This is a genomic window from Candidatus Enterococcus testudinis (assembly GCF_002140915.1).
Classification (GTDB): domain Bacteria; phylum Bacillota; class Bacilli; order Lactobacillales; family Enterococcaceae; genus Enterococcus_D; species Enterococcus_D testudinis.
On record NZ_NGKU01000001.1, the window covers coordinates 2,134,060 to 2,158,191 of the forward strand.

Annotated in this window: 18 protein-coding genes; 2 read left to right on the forward strand and 16 right to left on the reverse strand. The window is 36.2% G+C overall.

Going from position 1 to position 24,132, the window contains the following annotated elements; all coding sequences use genetic code 11:
• Positions 1 to 12 precede the first annotated feature (12 nt).
• Both A5886_RS10230 and A5886_RS10235 read left to right on the forward strand, forming a co-directional pair.
• Positions 13 to 822, forward strand: coding sequence for a DUF1189 family protein (locus A5886_RS10230; RefSeq protein ID WP_086275044.1), 810 nt, complete (start codon positions 13 to 15; stop codon positions 820 to 822).
• A 75-nt stretch (positions 823 to 897) separates the two neighbouring features.
• Complete coding sequence (locus A5886_RS10235; protein WP_086275045.1) at positions 898 to 1,851, forward strand: NAD(P)-dependent oxidoreductase; 954 nt, start codon at positions 898 to 900, stop codon at positions 1,849 to 1,851.
• A 44-nt stretch (positions 1,852 to 1,895) separates the two neighbouring features.
• Here A5886_RS10235 and A5886_RS10240 read toward each other — a convergent pair whose 3' ends face one another.
• From A5886_RS10240 to A5886_RS10315, 16 genes are all read right to left on the reverse strand, one after another.
• Complete coding sequence (locus A5886_RS10240) at positions 1,896 to 2,840, reverse strand: glycosyltransferase family 2 protein (RefSeq protein WP_086275046.1); 945 nt, start codon at positions 2,838 to 2,840, stop codon at positions 1,896 to 1,898.
• A 54-nt stretch (positions 2,841 to 2,894) separates the two neighbouring features.
• The gene (locus tag A5886_RS10245) at positions 2,895 to 3,194 is read right to left on the reverse strand and encodes a HesB/YadR/YfhF family protein (protein WP_086275047.1); all 300 of its coding nucleotides are present in this window, start codon (positions 3,192 to 3,194) and stop codon (positions 2,895 to 2,897) included.
• Between the two features lie 12 nt (positions 3,195 to 3,206).
• Positions 3,207 to 3,872 (reverse strand): potassium channel family protein, encoded by a 666-nt coding sequence (locus tag A5886_RS10250; protein WP_086276036.1) that lies wholly within the window; start codon positions 3,870 to 3,872, stop codon positions 3,207 to 3,209.
• Between the two features lie 86 nt (positions 3,873 to 3,958).
• Complete coding sequence (locus tag A5886_RS10255) at positions 3,959 to 4,588, reverse strand: response regulator transcription factor (protein WP_086275048.1); 630 nt, start codon at positions 4,586 to 4,588, stop codon at positions 3,959 to 3,961.
• 3 nt (positions 4,589 to 4,591) lie between these two features.
• Positions 4,592 to 5,659 carry a sensor histidine kinase gene (locus A5886_RS10260; RefSeq protein ID WP_086275049.1) on the reverse strand — a complete coding sequence of 356 codons (1,068 nt, stop codon included), beginning with the start codon at positions 5,657 to 5,659 and terminating at the stop codon, positions 4,592 to 4,594.
• Positions 5,656 to 6,387 carry a cell wall-active antibiotics response protein LiaF gene (gene liaF, locus A5886_RS10265; RefSeq protein WP_086275050.1) on the reverse strand — a complete coding sequence of 244 codons (732 nt, stop codon included), beginning with the start codon at positions 6,385 to 6,387 and terminating at the stop codon, positions 5,656 to 5,658. Before liaF ends, A5886_RS10260 begins: the two co-directional genes overlap by 4 nt.
• A 159-nt stretch (positions 6,388 to 6,546) precedes the next feature.
• A complete protein-coding gene (gene greA, locus A5886_RS10270) occupies positions 6,547 to 7,026 on the reverse strand; it encodes a transcription elongation factor GreA (RefSeq protein ID WP_086275051.1) in 480 nt (159 codons plus the stop codon).
• Between the two features lie 114 nt (positions 7,027 to 7,140).
• Positions 7,141 to 8,349: an endolytic transglycosylase MltG gene (mltG, locus tag A5886_RS10275; protein ID WP_373404603.1), complete on the reverse strand. Its 1,209-nt coding sequence runs from the start codon at positions 8,347 to 8,349 to the stop codon at positions 7,141 to 7,143.
• Positions 8,350 to 8,601: 252 nt separating this feature from the next.
• Positions 8,602 to 11,286: a GW dipeptide domain-containing protein gene (locus A5886_RS10280; protein ID WP_086275053.1), complete on the reverse strand. Its 2,685-nt coding sequence runs from the start codon at positions 11,284 to 11,286 to the stop codon at positions 8,602 to 8,604.
• 22 nt (positions 11,287 to 11,308) lie between these two features.
• Entirely contained in the window at positions 11,309 to 12,145 is an 837-nt protein-coding gene (locus A5886_RS10285) for a DUF6270 domain-containing protein (protein WP_218776639.1), read from the reverse strand.
• Positions 12,146 to 12,290: 145 nt separating this feature from the next.
• Positions 12,291 to 15,323: a CDP-glycerol glycerophosphotransferase family protein gene (locus tag A5886_RS10290; RefSeq protein WP_086275054.1), complete on the reverse strand. Its 3,033-nt coding sequence runs from the start codon at positions 15,321 to 15,323 to the stop codon at positions 12,291 to 12,293.
• 86 nt (positions 15,324 to 15,409) lie between these two features.
• Positions 15,410 to 18,895, reverse strand: a complete 3,486-nt coding sequence (locus tag A5886_RS10295; protein ID WP_218776640.1) for a bifunctional glycosyltransferase/CDP-glycerol:glycerophosphate glycerophosphotransferase — start codon at positions 18,893 to 18,895, stop codon at positions 15,410 to 15,412.
• 16 nt (positions 18,896 to 18,911) lie between these two features.
• A complete protein-coding gene (locus A5886_RS10300; protein ID WP_086275056.1) occupies positions 18,912 to 20,114 on the reverse strand; it encodes a CDP-glycerol glycerophosphotransferase family protein in 1,203 nt (400 codons plus the stop codon).
• Positions 20,104 to 20,841, reverse strand: a complete 738-nt coding sequence (locus A5886_RS10305; protein WP_086276039.1) for a WecB/TagA/CpsF family glycosyltransferase — start codon at positions 20,839 to 20,841, stop codon at positions 20,104 to 20,106. The genes A5886_RS10300 and A5886_RS10305 overlap by 11 nt, the downstream gene beginning before the upstream one ends.
• Positions 20,831 to 21,979, reverse strand: coding sequence for a CDP-glycerol glycerophosphotransferase family protein (locus A5886_RS10310; RefSeq protein WP_179190023.1), 1,149 nt, complete (start codon positions 21,977 to 21,979; stop codon positions 20,831 to 20,833). The genes A5886_RS10305 and A5886_RS10310 overlap by 11 nt, the downstream gene beginning before the upstream one ends.
• A gap of 176 nt (positions 21,980 to 22,155) precedes the next feature.
• Positions 22,156 to 23,856 (reverse strand): putative glycosyltransferase family protein, encoded by a 1,701-nt coding sequence (locus A5886_RS10315; protein WP_086275058.1) that lies wholly within the window; start codon positions 23,854 to 23,856, stop codon positions 22,156 to 22,158.
• Positions 23,857 to 24,132: the final 276 nt, after the last annotated feature.

Below are 24,132 nucleotides of genomic sequence, written 5' to 3' on the forward strand. Positions count from 1 at the left end.
GTTATTCATCATATGACATTCAAGCAAGTTTTAAAAACTGCCTTTTTGCATATTTCACTTTTGAAGTTTATTAGTAAGACGGATTTTTCTAAAGTGATTGCTATTTTGCTAGGGGCGACTGTTCTATTGGCTATCCCTACTACTTTACAAGTGACCGATATTTTCCGCGATGTCCAAGCCGACAGTCAAGAAATTGCCCAGACCATTCCTGATTTTACGATTGTTGATGACCAATTGCAAGCTTCAGATGATGCTGAAGGATTTATATATCAAACCGATTCGATCATCTTCACCTTTGATCCTCAGGGGAAAAGAACACCGAACGATGTAGCTGCAGATGTGACTGGCTCCACGATTGCGGTCGGCTTATTGAAAGATCAACTGATCATCTATCTGCCCTCTTCTGGCCTATCTGATTCTCTACTGGATTCCAATCAACTTGACTTTGACTACAATGAACCTGCTTTGAGAAATTTAAACGGGACAGCAATCAGAGAGGCTCTTGCCAATCAATCGATTCCTTGGCTCATTAAAATCGTCATCTTTATCGTCGCGCTATACCCTACTTTCCTAAGTTTGGTCGTTACATTGATTATGGGTACATGCATAGCGACAATTTATACCAAGTTGAAGATGCTTCCTTTTTCGTTTTTTGAAAATCTAAAGATGTTGATTGTCAGTGCAGCACTCCCTTGTTTGATTAGTGTGCTCGCCCAATTATTCCTGCCTTCTTTTGATCGTTCCACCTTTATTTTATTCGCTTCTTTATTTTTGTTTACCCAAGGTGTCAAACACACCCCTAAAGTAGATAGCTATCACTAAACGTTACCATGTTCAATCTTTTGAGCATGGTATTTTTTTATTTGTCTGCTACACTAATGATAAGGAGGGATTGGGATGACAAAGATTATTTTAGCAACAAGAGCATTTCGAGAAGAATTTTATCAACAAATCAAGACAATCGCACCTGACTATCAAATTGTTGTTGATAACGGGCAAACGTCTTTCGAATGGGATCAGGTCGCTGTGACAATTGGATGGAAACATGCGTGGGAAAAAGATTTATTGACCAAGGATAGCCATTTGGCTTGGGTTCAATCCATCTCAGCTGGAGTTGATACATTACCCTTAGACGCATTTGCACAGCAACATGTCCTCGTTTCGAATGGCAGCGGGATTCACGCTCAGTCAATCACTGACCATTTATTGGCATTGCTTTTTATGGAGAATCGCGGGATTTTCGATGCGATCCACTTACAACAACAACAAAAATGGGCCCCGGATGCGATTCCTTATGCCAAATTAGCAGACAAACGGATTCTGATCGTTGGTACCGGACAGATTGGGCAGCAATTAGCCAAATCACTGATGTTCTTTGGTGTCCAACCGAACGGCATCAATACTAGCGGCCATGCTGTTGAAGGTTTTACCGAAACTTACCCGCTCGCAGACTTGTTTCCACAGGCCAGCAAAGCTGATTATGTCATCAATATTTTGCCATTGACTGACGAAACCACGCATTTGTACAATCAAGATTTCTTTGACCAATTAAAATCAACTGCCTCATTTTATAACGTTGGACGGGGACCAAGTGTCGACACCAAGGCGCTGGCAGCAGCTTTAAAAGCCAAACAATTTGCCTTTGCAGCGTTAGATGTCTTTGAGGAAGAACCTTTACCAAGTGACGATCCATTATGGTCTGTAGAAAATCTATTGATTACACCTCATATTTCAGGTCATACACCACATTTTCAAAACGCCTTTATGGAGATCTTCCTTACAAATCTAAATTCTTTCGTTAATGACGGCACATTAAACAAGAATAACATTGATTTATCAAAAGGCTATTAAAGCAAAAGAAGGTCTATCAAACCAACCGCTGATAGACCTTCTTGCTATTTGTGTTCTTTTTGGTCTTGCTCTGTTTCTTTCAAAAAATACAACGGACGATTTTTGGTCTCCAAAAAGATCTTACCGATATATTTCCCAATGATTCCCAAGCAGAGTAATTGTAAGCCACCGACAAATAAGAAAATACTCACCATGGATGGCCACCCTGAAGTAGGATCACCCAATAAAAACGTACGGATGATAATAAAAATCATCGCAATGCCGGATCCAAGACAAGAAAATGCACCGATAAATGAGGCAATATTTAATGGTGTATCCGAAAAATTGACGATTCCATCAATAGAATACTGGAATAATTTCCAGAAAGACCACGATGTTTCACCCGCGACCCGTTCAATATTGTCATAAGCAATATATTCCGTCTCAAATCCAACCCAGCTAAAAATCCCTTTCGAAAACCGATTGTACTCTGATAATTGCAGAACAGCATCCACCATATTTCGTCGCATCAAGCGAAAATCTCTAGCGCCGTTAACTAATTGTGTGTCTGCTATCTTATTAATAACATTATAAAAATTGTTTGAGAAGAAACTGCGAATCTTAGGTTCACCTTTACGATCTGCTCTTCTTGTACCAATACAATCCAATTCTGAATTTCGATACAATCGTTCAAACATTTCTGGCAGCAATGTTGGTGGGTCTTGAAGGTCCGCATCCATCACTGTGACAAAGTCACCTTTTGCCGCTTGTAGACCTGCATATAGAGCAGCTTCTTTACCAAAATTTCTTGAAAAAGATAAGTAACGAACACGATCAGGATTCTTCTTAAACAATTCACGTAAAACAGTAAGTGTTTGATCTGAAGACCCGTCATTTACAAAAATATATTCAAATGGCATATTTACTAAAGGTCTTACTTTTTCTGTTTCTGCAAAAAAAAGAGGCAAACTTGCTTCTTCATTAAAACATGGGACAATAATCGATAACATGTATTCATCTCCTGACAACACGAGTGCAAATATACACTCATTTTAACACAATCTTTATTCTTTTATTTCAATAAATTTATAATCTGGCTCATCTAACGTTTGATCGTAACCAACCTCTAGGTCATACCCTTTAAAGAACCATTCATCTGTTTCATCGATAAAAAACACTAGATCGTCAATCTTTTTTTCAACAATCGTCCGTTCTGGCTTGTCCACAGACATACCTACCGAAAAACCGTCATGGACTTGTGTTTTACCATAAATTTTTCCAAAAAAACGTACACCGCGTCCTTCATCTACAACCAATTCTTTTTTGAACCACGTCAACGCTTCAGGGGTCACTGTTAATTCCATTTTATACCACTCCTAATCATTCATATGTTCATCCAGGATATCCACATCATCTGTATTGCCAATCACCAATAAGTTATCGTTTTCCCGAACCAATGCGTCAGCGGCAGGGGATACGATTACTTGTCCTGGACCACGACGGATCGCCACCACAGTCAATCCGTATTTTTGACGAAAATTTAAATCTAATAACGTTTTGTTAAAGAATCTTGGATTGGACACGCGAATCTCTGCCAACGAGAATTCATCAGAAAGCTCGATATAATCCAAAATATTTTTCGAGACCAAATTGTGCGCAATCCGAATCCCCATATCTCTTTCGGGATGCACCACGCGGTCGGCGCCTAGTTTTTCTAATACCCGGGCATGATACTCATTCTGAGCCTTGGCTAAAATATTGGGCACGCCCATTTCTTTGACCATCAAAGTGACCAGAATGCTTGCTTGAATATCTTCACCGATCGCCACGATCACATGATCAAAATTACGAATGCCCAATGAACGCAAGGTCATTTCATCTTGAGCATTCCCCACGACCGCATGCGTCGCAATATTCATATATTCATTGACTCGGTCTTCGTTGCTGTCGATTGCCAAGACCTCTTGACCTGATTCTATCAAGGTACGGCAGATACTGCCACCAAAACGTCCTAGACCAATAATTGCATAATTTTGTTTCACCATTAACGCTCCTTTGCATGACAAATCAATTATAAGTATAACAAAAACCTCCTCGACTGACCATGAGGAGGTGTTTAAAAGGATATTTATTTGATCAGACCATGTTTAAAGGCATAAATCGTCGCTTGCGTACGGTCTTCCACTTCTAATTTGGACAAAATGTTCGACACATGGGTTTTGACTGTTTTCAGTGTAATGAATAAGGCATCGGCAATTTCTTGGTTGCTGCGGCCTTCTGCAATCAACAGCAGCACCTCTTGCTCCCGATTGGTCAAATCATGGTGTAAAATCGGCGTCCGATTGGTCAAGCGGTCCATCATCTTCGTGGTTACTTCCGGCTCTAAGACTCGCTCCCCTCGTTGTGTCGCCCGTATAGCTTCTGCAATCTCATGAGCAGTCGATGTTTTAAGCAAATACCCCGCAGCGCCGGCTTCTATGGCAGGGTAGACTTTTTCATCATCAATGAAACTCGTCACAATGATGATTTTGGCTTCTGGCCATTCTTTCAATATCGCTTTGGTTGATTCGATGCCATCCATCTCATCCATGACAAGATCCATCAATATTACGTCTGGTTTTAACGCCATTGCCTGCTCATACCCAATTCGACCATTTTCTGCTTCGCCAATCACTTCTATATCATCTTGGATCGATAAGTAAGAAGATACCCCTAAACGAACCATTTCATGATCATCTACTAACAACACTTGAATCATTTCTTACGCCTCCTTCAACAATGGCACTTTGATTTCGATACTTGTTCCCTGATTTTTGAAACTAATGATTTTTAATGTGCCGCCTACTGCACTGATTCGTTCTCTAATATTCATCAACCCATAACTGCCTGCTTTTTGATTCTCGGCATCAAAACCAACGCCATCATCAATGACCCGCAACAAGACATTGTTGTCGATGCGATGTAGATATACTTCTAATTCAGCTGCTTTGGCATGTCGCAACGTATTGGACAGTAACTCTTGGATCACTCGAAACAACTGATCTTCAATTGAGCTTAGCATAGTAAACTCTTCAATATCCCATTTTAAGGAAATTTTTATTTTCGTTTCTAACTCTTTTAATAATTGCTCAATACCTTGTTTTAATGTCTTGCCTTCAAGGGTCACTGGTCGCAAATGAAGCAACAATGCCCGCATTTCTGATTGAGACGCATTGATAATATCTGTGACCAGCGCCAACTGTTTCTTTTGGCTTTCTGGTGCATCATTGCGGATAGCCTGCTCATTCAAAGCTGACATCATCATCATCGCGGCAAATAACTGCTGAGAAACTGAATCATGCAATTCTCTTGCCAGACGATGCCGCTCTGCTTCTAAAATCTGTTCTTTGGTTTGCCCATCAACGAATTGCGGTCTTGCATTCAACTGCTGCAATTCAAGGGATGTTTGTTTCATTTTTTCTTGAATACTGCTGATATCGTGATCAACATCCGCAATCAAGCGGTTTTCTGCTGCATGGGGAATCGGCATGTCCAATAACGGACTATCAAAATTTCCACTAGCCAACAAACGCAGTTTTTCTTCAATCGGTCCATACTGACGACTCCGAAAGTAAGAAATCGAAATAAATACCACTAAACCAATCAACATTGACAGCACCAAGACATGAAAAACAATTGGGACAAAGAACAATTTGATTTGAAATACCTCAACGAGCCAATTTTCCTTGCCGCTGGCATATAAATAAGAAAAGAGCATGAAGTTCAACATAAAGAAGCTAGCCAAGCCAGTATAAAAGGCGATCATCCCTCGAGAAAATTTAGTGATCATACACGTATCACCTCTAAATCACCGACGATCGTATTCGTCAAAATCTTTAAGCGACGATTGTTTTCGCTATAATCAGTGCTGTAGATCGTGACTCTTTCATTTCTTAAACCAGTCTGTTCTCCTTCAAATATCACATTACCGATAAACGTGCTATGTTCCAATTGAATGGCTACACCAGCTGGGACCAGTATTCTCGTTCGGCCAAAGCCTTTACGAACGATCACCGCATTTTCTTTCTTAGGTAATAATGTATTGCCTAAGTCAATGATCGTATCTCCAGTCAGGATATCCAAGTTGATATCATCCCATTCATACACTTGGCTGCCTATCCGTTCATTGCCGATCCATTGCTGTTTTCTTCTTTTGGGCTGATTTGTTTTGGGCTCTTGTGTCTCAACGATGATCATCTGTTTTTTGCGCCAAAATGAATGTTTGGTAAAATCAACGCCTGTCAACTCAACCCCTTTTAAGCCAATAAACAAAACGGCAAAAATCAGCATCAACCATAACGCAGGACTGTTGACTAAACTAACAAAGATGGCGATCAATCCAGAAACCATCAAAAAATTGGTAAAATTACTTTTTCGTTCACGTCGCTGCACAAGTACCAAACAGATGATACCCATGATCAGTAAAAAGAGTAGTGGTGGATTTGATAATATCTGCCACATCGCAAATAACAAAAGCAACGCTTCGACGACGAAGAAAAAACGCCAAGGACTATTCATGTAAGTTCCTCCTCCTAATGGTTCTCTCTTATCATAAAGGATAAACAACATTTATCCATCAGTCTATAGTCCGAAAAAAGACCCTGTCAGCTCTATTTCTCCGACATGAGAAAGAACAGCAGGGTCCACAAATTTTTCAATTTATTATGTTATCAATCATCAGCTGTTTTTGACTTCAGTGATTTTCACTTGCATATCGCCACCAGGTGTTGCGATCGTCACTTCATCATTGACTTTCTTGCCAATCAATGCACGAGCGATTGGGGAATCATTGGAAATTTTACCAGAGAACGGATCAGCTTCTGCACTACCAACGATCATGTATTCTTCTTCATCGCCATCAGGCAATTCAACAAAAATCACGGTTTTACCGATCGCAACTTCATCAGCATCGGCCCCTTCATTGTCGATGATTTCCGCAAAACGAATCATTGTTTCTAATGTTGTGATACGGCCTTCAACAAAGGCTTGTTCATCTTTTGCTGACTCATACTCTGAGTTTTCAGATAGATCGCCAAAGCTGCGGGCAATTTTGATGCGTTCGATAATCTCGCCGCGTTTTACCGTTTTCAATTCTTCTAATTCTTGTTCTAATTTTTCTTTTCCTTCAAGGGTCATTGGATATACTTTTTCTACCATAATTATTTCTCCTTCTAGTAACTTCTAATAAACCGCAAAAGGTAATCTTTTGCGAATAGTCCACAAAAGATTACCATGCTTTTTTTTAAATGTAAACCATTAACTGATGAAAAATCAATTTGATGTGTTATTGACATGCTCTTCCACCAATTGCATATGTTGATCATAGGTTTGAGCAAAATACACTTCTTGCGTTTGGATGTCTGCTACGAAATAGTAGTAATCATTTGCCGTAGGTTCCAACACCGCTTGTATCGCTTGTTCACTTGGATTGTTGAAAGGACCAGGACCATACCCTGTATTCGAATATAGATTATACGGTGAATCTACAGCAGTGTCCTCATAGGTCACCAGTTCTTTGTGCTCCCCTAGTGCATACAAGATCGAAATATCTGACTGTAGCGGCATATCGATTGCCAAACGATTGAAAAATACTTGAGCGATATTTTTGCGGTCATCCTCTTTGCTACCTTCTTTTTCAACCAATGAAGCCAACGTCAAGACTTGTTGCACAGTCATTTCTTTTTGCTTGATTTGATCGTAATACTTCGACAGCACAGCATTTGATTTATCAACCATTTGTGTCACTACGTCTTCTAATGTATTACCGGTATAATAATCGTATGTTGCTGGGAACAGATAGCCTTCTAATCGATAACGTACACCTTCTGCATCCCCGGCACTTTTAAGCAGATCTGGATAAGCTGTTTCCATTTTTTCAAAGAAGTCATCGCTTTCCATCAAGGCCAAGAAATCATCTTTAGAAATATTCGTTGCCTCTGCTAAGGCATCCCCGATTTGATCGACATCATAGCCTTCTGGAATCGTTACTTTGGCATCAGATGTAACTGAACCTTCCCCATTTTGCAACATAGCACTGATTTCGTCTAAGGTCATACTTGGCGAGAATTGATAGTTACCCGCTTGAAAACCAGTCAAATTATTAAATTTTGTATAATAGTTAAAAATCATGCCACTCTTGATGACATCATCTTCTTCCAAAATTTCACCAATGGCTTTATTAGAAGAACCGCTAGGAATTTCCACAGACACGGTATCTTTGTTGCTGGCATCTAATGGTTGCAAACTAGATGTCACATAGCGGTAAACCGAAAAGCCTAATACACCACCGATCACCAACAAGGCAAGCACGACAATCAGAACGATTCGATTCACGATTCGATCTTCTTTTTTTCGTTGCATTTTTCGGCGATTGGCTGATCCTTCTGTTGGAGTGGCTTTTTCTGACACTGTCGATCGCCTTCTGGCAGTCGATTGCGTTTTATTTCCTCTTGATTGATTACTTGTATTGTCTTTATTCATCGCTGATTCAATCTCCTGTTGCGTTTGAATCGGTTGATTCTCCAATCCACCGTCATTTGTTTCTTCGTTTGATCGAGAATTGTTCAAAGCACCTAGTACTTCGTCTTTAAAAGATTGCTCTTCTGGATGTTGTTTACTCAAAACAACTCCTCCTAACTTTCGTAATACTGGCTTGTACCATTATACACGAAAGTTTAGGGGAGTAAAACGATTTTTACAAACCTAAATGTTTTTTAGGAATAGGGATTACTTTTAACGAATAACCATCATCTTGCGTTGTTTAGTATTAAGATAATTGTTTAAATGTGTTTTTGATACCCATCGAACCGCACCATTGGCATTTGCTGAGTCAAAACCAACATCTTGAACCAAGAAAACCTCACCGACAGAAGTTTTTTCATATCCACGAATAATCAATACATGTGTCGGTGTCATATTCACGCCAGAGTACCCCATATTCCATTTTCCCCAGAATAAAACGGGATTTCCTAACATGATTTCTTTTTGAACCGCATCAATCGAAGCATTAGAGATATTTGCAGCTGTGGAAGTGTAATTTTTTGCATAATTGGTTAATCCAACAGGCGAGATTACCGCTCTAAATGTAGCTGATCCTCCCCATGGCGTACCAATTTGACCCAAATCAGTATTTGATGCATGTAACGGTAAATTATTGATCATCTGTGTAAGATTTACATTTGTCGCATATCCTTTCATCCTCAACGCTGTAAATAATGAAACCGCCGCACAACCTGACCAAGCACCGATAGTTGTCTGACTATAATATGCGCTATCGAGTATATATTTATTGGTACTACTCAAACCATCTTTATTTATCCAGCCTAAGTCTTTGCCTTGATACGAAATTAAGATATAAGTACCATAATTTGTCACTGCTTCCTTCTTCAAAACTACATTTTTATTCAGGTAGCTCGTCGAATTCAGCTTTTGCTTTGCCCCAGTTACATAAGGTTTGTCCCATATTGTCCAATTACGCTTAGAAACGACTTGCATATTTTCATTTAAAGTTCTTTCAATAAAAACTTGGTCGTTATAAGAAGTGCCATTGGCATTGATCCAGCCTCTTATTACAAACTTTCCATCACTGCCTCTAGACCATATCCGCAAATAGAGTGTATTTCCAACTCTTGCTTCTCTAGTCACTAACAATGTCTGATTACTGTAATTTTGTGATTTCCCAACACTCTTCACACCAGTAGTGAAGGGTTGTTCCCAAACATCCCAATTTGTTTTAGTAATTGTTGTGTAAGCATTTGGTACAACTTTTTCGTCATAACTCGTAAGACCATCTTCATTGAGCCAGCCTAATTCTTTGAACGACCCAGAAGCATCTCTAGCCCAAACTTTTACATAAGTGCCATATATTGTGGTTGCGCGTCTAGTCAATAAAATAGTTTGCGCTCGAAATGTATTGGTATTCCCAACAGCTGAAGATTTTCTTGAATATGGTGTATCCCATATCGTCCAATTGGCTTTGCTTATTCTTTTATATTCATTAGGAATGACTTTATATTCGGCTGCTTGAACAGCTGTGGATCTCACCCAGCCTATGGCTTTATATCCCGACCCATCATCTGACCAAATTCTATAATAAGACCCGGCATTTGTTGTCGCTGACCTAGTGATTAATAATATTTCACCCGTTTTATAGGCATTGGTTTTCGCAACTGAACGAGATTGATTCGTATATGGGCTGTCCCAAATATCCCAATTATCAACTTTCAAAGTAACATATTGATTGTCAATAACAACTTCAAACAGGTCCTTTAATCCATTTTTATTGACCCAGCCATAATCTTCATAGGTTTTAGTATTCTTATTGAACACCCAAATGTTGTTATATTGTCCATACTTCGTTATAGAGACTTTTTTAATCAACAGTTTTTCGTTCATTAAATTCGTTGTTTTACCAACTGATTTCGAACGAGTAGAATATGGCGTATTCCAAATATCCCAATTTGTTTTGCTAAATTGTTGATACACTTCTTTAGTGTCATTGTAGACGGCAGACTGAATACCCTTCTCATTGATCCACCCTAAATCCTCAAAACCTTTTCCTTCATCTGTTTGGATCAACACGTATGTTCCAATTGATGTTTGGACGCGGCTTGAAATTTTTATGATTTCACCGCTGGCGAAATAAACATTTGATTTGCCAATCGACTGAACACCAGCTTCGTAAGGTTGTTCCCAAATATCCCATTGATTTTTTGATACGATTCCGTACTCAAACAAAATTTTACTCTGAGTAATTGTACTCGATTTTTTGAAATTTTCATTTTCTTGCGTTTCTGCAGCTTCATTCGTTTCATCAACTACAGACAAATCCGCTTCATTTTCATCTTGAACATCTGTCTCATCTGTCGAAACCATTTCTACATCACTCGAATTTATCCAACCTTCTACTTGCGCTTCATCATAAATTTGATAAAATTCGCCAAATGAAGTGACCCCTTTGATCAAAACATCGTACGTACCATTACTTACCTTAAAATTTTGCTGCAGTTCTTGTGAACTTGATTCAGGCTCCTTATAGATGGCAGCGTCTTCATTAATGATCGAAATTTTTTCGTCTATAGGTACCTTATCTAGGATCGTAGTAAAATCAGATGCTTCCACCCAGCCCCATTGGTCATCTATATTCACGTATAAATAGTCAATGTCCGCTACTTTCTGTTCTTGGTACACGCCAGCTTCTGAACCAGCTGGAATAGCCATTGTGATTGGTGTAAAATCAGCTAAGTTTTCAAAGAAAACCGGCTGTTCCACTTTACTTAAAACTTGATATTTTTCTACTTCCTTCTCGTTATAGACACTATCTGTTGTCACAGCAGAAACAACTGTAGCTGTTTCTGCTGTGACACCTAATACCATCGTTGCCAACAAACCTATTACTGCAAACTTTTTGATTTTCATTTTTCCGACTCCCCTTTTCAATCTAGTCAAGCATCACGCGCAACTTTCCTAAAGTTTTCGAATAGAACTCTTGATTATAATGCACATAAAACCACCCCCACGGATGATCAGAAGGACAGTAATACTGTTTTATGTCAAAATCAAGATGCCTTAAATTGAACTTATATTCAGCATAAGTATCAAATAAATCCCATAAAATATTGAATCTATCAATATGGAAGTTTTCCCATTTGTCATTTAATTCTTCACTCAAAACGACTTGTTGCCCGTTTTTCAGACCAGTATTAACAAATTTTGTTTTGTTCAAAATGATCTCGCAGTGTGGCAAATTCAATCGCACATACTGAATCAAATCATCAAAATTTTTTTTCCATAATTTTAGGAACGCGTCTGTATTGTTATATATAGAGTATTCATTCTCGATGTTAATTTGCTTAAAATGATCTAGCTTCTTATATTGCCATTTTTTATTGGTTATATAGGTACCGTCATTGACTGCCAAAGTACCATAAAAAACATCCGTATAAAAATCTATAATTAAAATATCCGGCTGACTTTGCTTTAATCGAGATAAAAAATCCTTTTGCAAGTCTTGTCGGTAAACATTTTTATAGAAGTTAGTAACATCTCCATTAATTTTACTTTCCTTCAAATTCAAAGGAGAAGACATGACTGAAACTATACTCATGTGCTGTTGATCAGCAACGATCGTAAAATATCTTTTGTAATCTGGATTGAACTTAGAATTAAAAATATCTCTAGTCGTACAACTACCCAATAGAGCCACTTTATATGGCATTGTTTTTCGAAAGTTGTTTCTATACTTTTTTTGAAACCAACTTTTTAGTTTAGATCCCATTATTGATTTATTGTCTCCTCACATTGCCCTATATTAAAATAGTTTAACATAGACGCTTGTACTCGAATATCTATTAACTTAAGTATACATTTTTTCGCTATAAAATCGAAGACTTTTGTCTGAAAATGAGGATATTTTTGTAAACTTACTTGATTTCTTCATAAAATTCACCTAAAACGGATTGATTATATGCGTATGGATCAAATTTCCTTGGTGCGTTTGGAAAACCTTTTTGAATTTGTTCTACTAGTGATTCTGCGATTGTCTCTGCATCGGTGCCATTGATATAAAATCCGTAGTCGCTTCCTATTACAGAACGATTGGCAGGTATATTGGAAGCTAAAATCTTCATTCCTAATGTTAATCCTTCAAGAAGAACCATAGGTTGTCCCTCATAGTAGGATGGCAGTACAAACAGATCACATTGTTTTAAAACATAGCCAGGATTGTCAATATGACCTAAAAGCCATACATGATCCTGTAAATCTAATGCTTGTATCAATGAGATTAATTCTTTTCTCAGTTCCCCATTTCCTAAAATAAATAATCTTGCATTTGGGAAAGATGTTACAACAGTCGAAAAAGCCCGAACTAAATTGATTTGATTTTTTTCGGGAGAAAGTCTGCCCATCGTTACAAAATTGAAATTTTCAGGTGAAATGAGCGGAACACTTTTTTCTTTTCTAATTACATTCGGTGTTTCTGCTGGATTTACTAACGAATATTTTGGGTTTCTGAATATAAATACCCATTTCAATACAGAAAACTTACCTAAATGATGAATATTCGATATAGAAGACGACTTTATCCATCCTAAAGTCCCGTTTTCATTCTCAGCCAGAAAATAGTCATCATTGAGCCCCACTGTTTTTTTAGACAAAAATACATAAGTCTTATTAATAGGTAAAGCGAATCCATTTTGTATTTGATTTAAATCGGCATAAAAAACAGGATCACTCGATACATTGATTGTCCCAATCAATTGAACATTACTTATGTCAACCTTTGATTTCACTAAAAAATTTACATTCTCGCTATCGATCCACCCTTGATACATATCATTGATAATTAATTTATAATATGCTTTCCCTTTGTGTGTATAACGTGCAACACTCCTTAGTGTATCATTGTGCGTGATAGGGGTCGCACGATAGTCTTTGTTTAAGAGACTGCTGATTTGAGGATATAAGTCAAAAACACTGTCTTTCCGAATGGTCAAGTGGACAGTTTCCCTTTGAATATTTATCACATCTTCCTCGCAAGTCTCATCCACCTCGCTATTCACAATTTTATTGATATTCAAACTGTTTCGAACAACACCTACTTGTTCTGGTCGAATATATTGTGCTAGATTTTTTTTGTTGATTTCCATTGTTTCTTGAGAAACACTTAAAATACGGTCAAAAAGTTGATAGATTGAAAACAAACTTTTTAAGTTCGTTTTATGCGGTTGTTTGCCGTTCACTGTCCGTCGCGAATCACTTAAAAGGTCGTTGTGCTGAAAAACAACTTTTTTATTACTATTTACAGCTGCTATAAATTTTCCCCAGAAAAAACTGTACCCGCTGAAATCAATCGCTACTTTAAAGACGGAAGAGTTTCCTAATAATCGTTTCATCTCACGTGCATACGCATTTTGGGGGTAAAATTTACTTGAAAAAGCATGTACGCCAAAGGACTCAAAATAGTAATCAGTTATTGTCTCTAAGAATGTGTACGCATGTTTCCCCGGTCGGAAGAGCAGTCGGCATTCCGTAGGGATTAGTTTAACATTCTTTAATTCTTCTTTTGTTAAAGGATTTGCAATTAGAACTGACACATCGAACGCTGAATAGTCCAAGTTGCTTACAAGATTAAGAAAACTACTTGTGATCCCATTGTTTTTCATTCGTCCTGGGAAGAATAAAATATTTTCCTTCTCTCGATTCGGATAGATGATCTCCAATTCTTGGCTACTCTTGCCCAGAAAAATATATTCCAGATATCTCTCCGTTGCGTAACCATTATCTTTACTAGTTATTGTCTGCCGTAGTGCATCGTATTGGGTCTGATATTTTTCCTTTATACTGGAGATGTTTTCAACAAAATCTATTATATCTTGTACTGTGTAGGCGACTGGTCCAGGCAACTCATTTTCTTCTATGGATGAGCCTCTTTCATGGGCGTATATATCACTATCCCATACATAAAAAAGAATGGGCTTTTTCGTTACAAGAAAATCGAAAAAAATACTTGAATAATCTGTAATCAATATATCGATTCCTGCTAGGCATTTATTGGCATCGAATGCATCAGGAATCAGGAATTCTTTCACTCGGTGATCTTTAGCTACTTGTTGAAATATAAAAGGGTGTACCTTGATAAAGAAGTTATATTTCCCAGAAAATGTTTCTTTTAAATAAAGAGCCTCCTGAACAATTTGTTCAATATCGTCATTTGTTTTTGTGATTTGTTTCCCTTTCCATGTAGGACAGTAGAGGAGGGATTGCAGGGATGGATCAAATTTAAGTTTTAATTCAACAAAATCTTTAAAAATATTATTTTTACCATATTTAACAGTCCAATCGATTCGTGGGTAGCCCCCCTCAACAATCTCTCCCGCAAAAATCCCATTTAATTTATAATCATTTTGATACATTTTAGTCATTAATGGGTTAGCAGAAAGCAGATAATCGGCCATCAAAAAATTGCGAACAACATTTTGAGATTGTGACGGATCGCCTGGAATGTTGTACCCCATTGTTTTTAAAGGTGTCCCATGCCAAGTGTTGATATAAATTTGCTTTTCTTTTTTTATGAAAAAATTAGGGAAGGTAGAGCTGTTTACCAAGAATTTTGCGGCGAGTAACCAATAAAAATATTGTTTTGATTGTCTCACCACAACCTTCACACGGGCATTATCTCGATCGATATTTTGCAACGCTGGATTCTCTAACCGATCAATCACCCAAATATGGGTATAATTCAAGAACCGTTCATCTGAAATCATCTTCTTATAAAAAGAAAATGGAGAATCTACTATGGTTTGACCATCTCGAACTTCATACAAAATAGTATTTTCTTGTAATTGAATTTTTTCATAGTTTTGTACATAGTACTGCATCATTCTTTGTTGTTTAGAAAACAAATACGAACCGCTTTTGCGCATGACGCGTGACAAAAATCTAGTGATTTCCATTGAATTTCCTCATCTCTATTTCATCAAATCGTTTCTAATAATTAAAATAAAGGGTGTGAGCGATGCACTCACAACCTCCAAAGATATTATTTTTTTATAACAGATTCGACTGCTCGTTCACTTGCTTGTCCACACTCAAAAGTGTTGAATTTTTGACCAAAGTTTTGTTGCCGTTGTTTATAACCCTCATATTGTTCATCAATATTCAGTATATAATCAGCAATATCCTCAGTTGATTTCACTAATGGTCCAGGTGCTTCTTGCTCAAAATCAATATACATCCCCCGCAAGGTATCGCGATAAAATTCTAAATCGTAGGTAAAGAAAATCATAGGACGCGCTAAAATATTAAAATCAAACATCACCGACGAATAATCAGTGATCAAAATATCTGTAATAAGATATAGATCTTGTATATCTGAATACCAAGCTAAGTTGTAGGCAAACCCTTCAAATTCACTTATATCCAGGGATTGTGCAACGAAGTAATGCAACCGAAGCAAAACGATATATTGATCCCCTAGCTTCTCTTGCAATAATGCCAAATCAAGTTTCAAGTCAAAATTTGTTTTTGTTCTATATGTTGGTGCATACATAATGACTTTTTTATCTAACGGAATACCGATTGATTTTTTTAATTCATCAGTTTCTGTACTGGATGACTTATCTTTATGCTTCAAAAGAACATCATTCCGAGGAAATCCGTTTTCAAGCATCTGACCATCAAATTCGAAGACACGTTTTGCAATTTCAGTCATAAATGGACTAGGGGAAATCAAATAATCCCATCTCCCATGTCTTTTATGAAATCCCTCCATTTTTTTAACAGTATTTACTTCATCAGATACATCTAAACCCATTGTTTTTAAGAATGTGCCATGTAAAGTTTGAACTTCAACACTATCTGCTCTTTTTACATATTGATCTGGCCAGTTCACGTTGTTGTAAAAGTACGTAGCACGTGCTAAATAATAATAATATTTCCAGCTGAAACGTCTTACCTTGATCGCGTTTCCGGGAATCTGCTCATTTTCATTATTCAAACTCCAAATACAAACCATGTCAGGATGCTTTTCTTGGATATATTCATAAATAGCTTTCGGGTTACATGAATAATTTTTTCCCCAGTAAGCTTCGAACATGACATATTTTTTCTTTTGAGACAATTTTCGAAATGCTGCATACAAGTTTTTTTGCAACAACATTTTTCTTCGCGGCCCTTTATCAAAATAACTTTTTCTAAGTCTCGTCGTTAACATTAAATTTTGATAACGACTACGCTTGAATGCAAATTCTGTATTTTTTACCAAGTGAAATTTATTCCCATTCGGTAGTTTTAACGCGAGTATTGCTGATTCATGATGCTCTTTTATATCTTCTAATCTAAAGAACCAGCTAGAATTTCCGAATAAATGTAAATCCGTTTCAAGTAACTTAAATTGGTAGGTGTAAAGCAGTGTATGACCGTCATCTGTCTTATCCGAAGGATCAAACTTACGTTTTTCACCTTTGCTATCATTTCCAAAAACCAGCTGAGGGTTTTTCACAGATGTGCTTGTTCGAATCATTACCTTTATGGATAAACCATGATTCGATTCTAACTGTAAGTCTTCAACTTGGGCTTTATGATAGTTATAAGATGAAAACTTAAGTTTTCCACTTCTCGTTTTTTCTAGAATCAAACTATTGTCACCATAATATAAGATAGTTGATTCAAAAGTATCTTCTTCAAAATGAAGGTCTACCTTCTCTTCTTGATCACTCAAGCCATCTATAAAAAGTGAATTTTCTCCAGTTCTTTCGATTAAATCATCAATTGAAAATTCAACTTGATTCGTTTGGATCGACGCACGCAACTCTTGCTGTGTCTTAGAATTAGTTAAGACAACATTTGAAATTTGAGGGGATAAATTTGAAAAGGTCAAACGTATAGTGTCTGTATCCACAGCCAAATCTGAAATATAACCATAAATATTATTCTTGACTAATTGTAATTGCCATTTGGCATTATATTGGATTGAGAACAAACTATTTCCAATCTTTTTGGGTTTTGGGCGCGCTCTTCCTCCCTTGATTGGATTTGATAAAAACACTTCACTCTTTAAGTCTTGTGTCGAGAGGACAAATTTTAAGCTCCATTTTTCGCTGTTTGCATTAATGATAGCCGTATTGTTCAGGTCAATCTCGATCACGAACCCAGACCAATCATAATTATGATACCTCTTAAATAAGTATTCTTGGTTTCCCCCACCATGCATATGTGTTGCTTGCTTATTCTTTTGTATTGAAACGGTCAACGGAATGTCAATTTTGTTATCACCTGGATCAACTAAAGATGCAGTAATTGTAATTTGATTTTTCTTTTTAAGATCAATATATTTGTGAAACGCATATCCCTCAATAAAAATAAGGTTCTCTTCAAATCTAACTTTTTGAATCTTAGTGATGGGATGACGGTCATTCCTGACATCAAAAAGAGCTGATGGCAACGAACTTAAATCAACATCGAAATGTGACGTATCAAATAATTGCTGGTTGCCCACGGAAATTGTAGGCAATTTTAAGTAGCTCCCTTGATATTCAACAAACTTCTTCAACAAAGAAAAATCGCCTTTTTCCAGCAAAAAGTATTTTATTCGATCTCTAGAAGTTAATCTATCTTCCATTGCATTAGATTGTAGCTGCTCTTTATAGGTTAAAAACTCTTTTTGAAAGAATGCACTATATCCTTCTGGTGCATCCTTCAAATGATCCATATATAAAGGAAAATCCAATGTTAACTCTTTAAATTCCTTACTAGCTATGAATGCATCATTGTTTATGTTTAGATTTGAAACGACTTCACTAAACAATTTGATAGCAGTTATTCTATCTTCTAAGTTTTTAAATTCAAAACGTGATTGTGTGATTGACTTATCATTTCCATCTCGTAAACGCCAACGGTAAACTTTATCTGTAATAATATTCGTACAAGTAGAACGCAGGTGTGCTTCCATATTAAAAGGAATATCCTCGTATAATATATTCTCAGGAAATAAAATTTGATATTTTTTTAAAAATTCTGCTTTAAAGAGCTTATTCCAAGAAGTCGTATCATATAACAGTGAATGATTATTGATGATATGTGTATTACTTAAATCATTATCAAAAATTTTCCGATGTAAACCACTTACAAAATGATTAGATGTACTATTAAATCGATCGACATTTCCCACTACTATATCAGCATTATTACTCGTAGCTGACTGAAGTAATTTTAAATATGCATCTGGATAAAGCATATCGTCGCCATCTAAAAAGGCGATAAAATCTCCAGTCGCCATTTGTATCCCCTTGTTTCTAGCTGCTCCAGGACCTTCGTTATTCTGTTGAATAACCACAATTTCCCCAGGAAAAGCTTCTTTTGATTGGCAGACTACTTCAACTGTCCCATCTGTTGATCCATCATCTATGATAATCAATTCGAGATCGATCCTGTCATTTTCCTGTTCTGCTACAGATTGGATTGCTTCATCAATATAGCCTTGAACATTGTATGTGGGCATAATTGTACTAATCTTAAATTTATCCATTTGTACACCTTTTCTTTCAGTTTTTATCATTTGTTTCAGAAAGTATACGTTCAACAACTATTCTGCTACTTGAAGAGTTAGTGTTGCAAAATTTATCAAAGAAATCGTTATATTTATTCTGGTATACTTTTTCTATCTCAGTTTTTTGAAGCAATTGATTGAATGCCGGATAAAATCCAGCTTCATCTTTCACGATTTGGCCTGGTAAATCATGGTTATAATCAAAATAAAATCCTCTTAATTCCTCTTTATAGAAATCAAAATCATACGCATAAAAAAGCATTGGGCGTTTCAAATGGGCATAATCAAACATAACAGACGAATAGTCTGTTATCAGTATATCACTGATTAAATATAACATATTGATATCTTCATCTGTGCAGACAATAACTTGTTGATCATATTTACTTACATCTATGGTATCTCCCACTAAATAATGCGGTCGAATGATCAATGTATCGTTCTCACCCAAAAGTGACACTACTTTTTCTAAATCAAATGGCATATAAAATTTGTAATTTCCCTTAGAAATATAATAATTGTCTCGCCATGTGGGTGCATAAAGGATGACTTTGCCTTTTGAGTGGCCTACTAAGTTGGTTTTCAATCTATTTATATAAAGCAAATCGTCTTTTTTCGCTGTTAGCATATCATTTCGTGGATAGCCTATTTCAAGAAATGATTGCTGATACAAAAAAGCATGTTTAAAAATATTTTTTGAGTACGTATTAGGTGCAATCAAAATATCCCATCGTCTAGCTTCATAAATAAAATCATGATGGTAACTTTGCGTATCCGTGCCAGGAATGGACACTTTGTTTATATCAATTCCTAATTTTTTTAACGGTGTACCGTGCCAGGTTTGAATATAAATTGTTTGTTTATTTTTCTTTAGCCAAATTGGCATTCTAGAATTAAAAACCCAAAAATTAGCTCTTGCTGTCACCCAAAGCCACTTCAATGAAAATCTTGTAAGAATTGTATATTCAGGAAAGCATGCTCTAGCCTCATTGACATATTGCTTCTTTACGCCCCAATATAATTGCCAAGAAGTATCGTTATGTTCAGCTCTAAACGCCTGGTAAATCGCCAATGGATTGTCTGAAGGTATTTTTCCGTTGAAGGATTCAAATAATACTGTTTTTTCTTTCACAGGAAGCACAGTTGCCACCATATTAAAAATCTTACGATAAATGTAACTTATCATTTTAACGATCATGACGATGTCTCACTTTCCAATGTAGGCTTTTTATTAAAAAAATCGGTAACTGGAAAATCCTGCCGATTCTTGAAGGGTTCCGTAATGAACGATAGAGCCATTCTAAATGTAAATCAATGAACATTTTCGGTGCACGTTTTACCTGTCCACTCAAAACGTCAAAACTTCCGCCTACATCTTGGAAAACGTTGACATCTAATTGATTGATATGCCGCGATAACCATAACTCCTGTTTAGGAAATCCTAATGCTACAAACAAAAAGTCAGGTTTTGCTTGATTGATCATATCTACTACTTCTTCATCGATAAGTTTTGTATATCCATCGATTGCACCAGCAATCCTGATATTTGGGAATTTAGACTCAACTTGATTTACTGCTTTATTAAGCACATCTGGATGAGCACCGTATAGAAATATACTATGTTCAGATTTATCAGCATATGCAAGGATTTCCATCATTAGATCAAAACCAGCAACGCGTTCTTTTATTGCGCCTCCTGTTAACTTTGAAACCATCACAACACCTATCCCATCAGGAATACGATGCGTACTATTATGCAAAAGTGTAATGATTTCAGGGTATTGATTCGCATCCAAAACAATTTGAGGATTTACGCTAAGTATTGACATTTTCGTTTTTTGTTCGATGTATTGAGGAATATCTGCTAGCACTTCATCATACGTGAGGTTATCAACTGGAATCCCCAAAATTTGTTCAGTTTTCATATTGTTCATCAATCCATTCTATTAATTGATCCGCAGCATGGCCATTTGCAAAAGTGTTCCAAAATGCATTGAATTGATCGAAAGGATAGTCGTTTTCCTCTTTTATTGCAGCAATAAGTTCTTCTATATCTGAAACAAGGTACGGAGCAGCCCATTCTTTAAAATTACGCTGCAAGCCGACAGTCATTTCATACTGCTCAAGATCATAACAATAGTAAATGATTTTCCCATCTTTTTTAGCTAATGAATATTCAAATGGAATAGAAGAATAATCTGTTATCAAACAATCGATTTGGTTAAATACTGTTGATAAAGGGACTTCTTCTGGTATTTGTTTGATACTTGGGAGTCCAACTAATTGTTTTTTCAACTTATGATCGTGGGGATGCACTCGTACATAAAGTTGCCATCTCTCGGGAAAATGTTTATTCATCTCACGCAAATCCACTCCAGATTGTTCAGCTTGGTCTCGATAAGTAGGCGCATATAATGCAATTTTCTTATGTTTATGCTGTTCAAAAAGGAACGATCCTGGGTAAATGTTATCTTCAAAATATACATCTGTGGGTGGATAACCAAAAGGAAGAATCTTATAATCATTTAAATAACTTTCACAAAAGATATTGGCCATTTCTTCTGAACTCACTACAAGATGCGTATAACGATCATATACATTCTTATAACGTTTTCTATCAAATGATGTACCATCTTTCGCATATTCAGCTTCCATACCAAATCTTTTTATTGCTCCGTTGGCATGCCATAATTGAACAACTTTTTCGCCATCCTTAAAATCGAAACCAGCCAGTATGGCAAAATAATTATCACAAAGAATCATTTGTGCACTCTTTATTACCGGGATAACCTTTGTATATAACTCTCCTATTGAATCAAGCGCATAAATAGTGATATCTTTTTTTTGGTAGCTTTCAGCCAGAGGTTTCGCCTCGTTCGTATAACAAATAACCAAGCGCTCTTTATATTTGTCTGCCAATTTGCTTAATATGTAATCACTCGTACTCGGAAAGCTAAGCAGAAATACAATATGATTATTTTTAGGTAATTGTTTGGACGCAAGCATGCGTATTGGCAACAAATAAACTGATTTTGCCAATGACTTTATCATTTTAATTATCATAAATCGCCTCATTTTCACACTATCCTATATTTTAACCGATAAAAGAAGAAAAGAAAATATTTGTAACGAAACCGTCATAAAGTCTTACTACAAAAAAGAGACTAGCATCCACAACTATGGCAAAAATTGCCACGGCGTAACACGCTAGCCTCTATCTTATCATTCAGATACTTTCCTCAATTTAATATTGATCGAATCATTTTTTTCAAATAGTAGCAAATGATTGCTATCCAGAACAAAGCAGGCAACAGAAGTGTGATCATAAAAAACCATGGGGCTTTGTACGTCACGGTCAGTTCATTTTGACCTATTTTTTGATTGAGACTGACAACACCTATTGTCGATAAACTATAGTCATCTTTTTCTAGTTTTTGACCATTTAATACTAACTGGGTTCTCTCATATTTGATTACTGGGACTTTTACTTTTTCTACTTGATCTCCTTGCCAAGTAACAAGGAGCGCTTTATGCTCAACTTTCTTATCAAAGTGATGATTATTTTTTATCACATCATCTCCATAGGCACCGTATTTACTTGACTGATCAATTTTATACAGTGGTAAATAATCGGGGGCAGACTTTTGAAAACTCTCTAGAATTTTTTCTTTGTCACTTGAAAATAGCTGATCTTTCATTTTACGTTCATCATCAACAAAAACATAGGAATGAACTCTTCTGTTGACCGCGGTATCACTCAGATGCCAATCAATCATTTTGCTTGTATTTTGGTATGTTACTTGCAGCAGAGATAATCCCAACAACAAGAACAAATAGATTGGTTTAGCTAATCTAATTTCAGGCCTAGCAGATACAATCATCGCTATACTTATAAGCAAAAGGACAATACCAAAAACAATAAATCTAAAAGGAAATTGTAAAAGACCTAAGAATGGAACTTCCAAACTAGATAGTGTTTTCCATGGGAAAAAATTTGTAGCCAACACAGTGAATACGACTATAATCGCCACACTTACTTTAAGAAAAGGTGAAACTCGATGACGTTTGTCTAATACACTACTAAAACAGACGGCAAATAAGATGGGTAAGAACTTCGGATATCTAATCCAATATGCACTATTCGCAGTAATCGTATTATTTTCCATATGGTTATTAAAGAATGGTGGCACAAGTTGATTAAATCGATAAATATCAAGCATATTCAACCATACGTTCATTGTAATAATCATAAACAAAACAATCGATATGCATAATTGTTTCATGAGTCTCTTTTTATATTGTGACTGAACAAAAATATAAGTAAAAAAGCAAAAGTATATAAGTACTAAAAATAGCGTAGACAGAACATGTATTTGAAACATGATACCAATAGAAATAGATGTACCTAGAACATCTAATTTTTGCTTATCAACAAGTTTAACAAGGGGAATCAGACACAACGGTAAAATCGCTGATGGCCAAGCCGAAAGTCCTTGTTGATCAATCCAATATTGAATTGGATAGGTTGTCATGAAAAATATACCTGTACCAACGGACAACCAACCAGATATATGGATTTTTTTTAAAAGAGCAAACATGGATAATCCGGATAGTAGATAAATCAAAAAATTAGATATGATTTGATAATGGAACCATGAATTAGATATTAATACCAAAACACCTTGAAAATAGGCAAAAATAGGTCCGTACATCGCATTTACAATCCTACCTGATTGTTGAAAGCCGTACATTGTAATAAAATATTGGAAATTGCCATGTTTTATTTGTTCGCTTGCATCATAAAAGCGATTGAAATGAAACATCGCATCTGATCCAATAACAAAACCTTTTAGATACACTTGAGGAATAGTTAAAAGGAATGCAGCTAATAAAATTGTCATTATTTGTATAAAAAATTGATACTTCTTAAAATAACTCATTGTAATACTCTCCTATTTACACAGTAAGTCTCTTATACACATCTAGATGTGTATAAGAGACAGATCCTATCCCAATTAAATATTTTTTTCACAACAAGATTTAATAATTAAAACACGATTTATTCATATACTATCATTGATTGATTTTTAAGCGCGAAATTATACTTAAAGTTGATTTTTTCAACTATCAATTATTTTCCAAATAGCCCTATGCGCCAGATTGTCACTTTAAAAGACAAAAAAGCCTACCATAATATTTGATCATTATGGATAGGC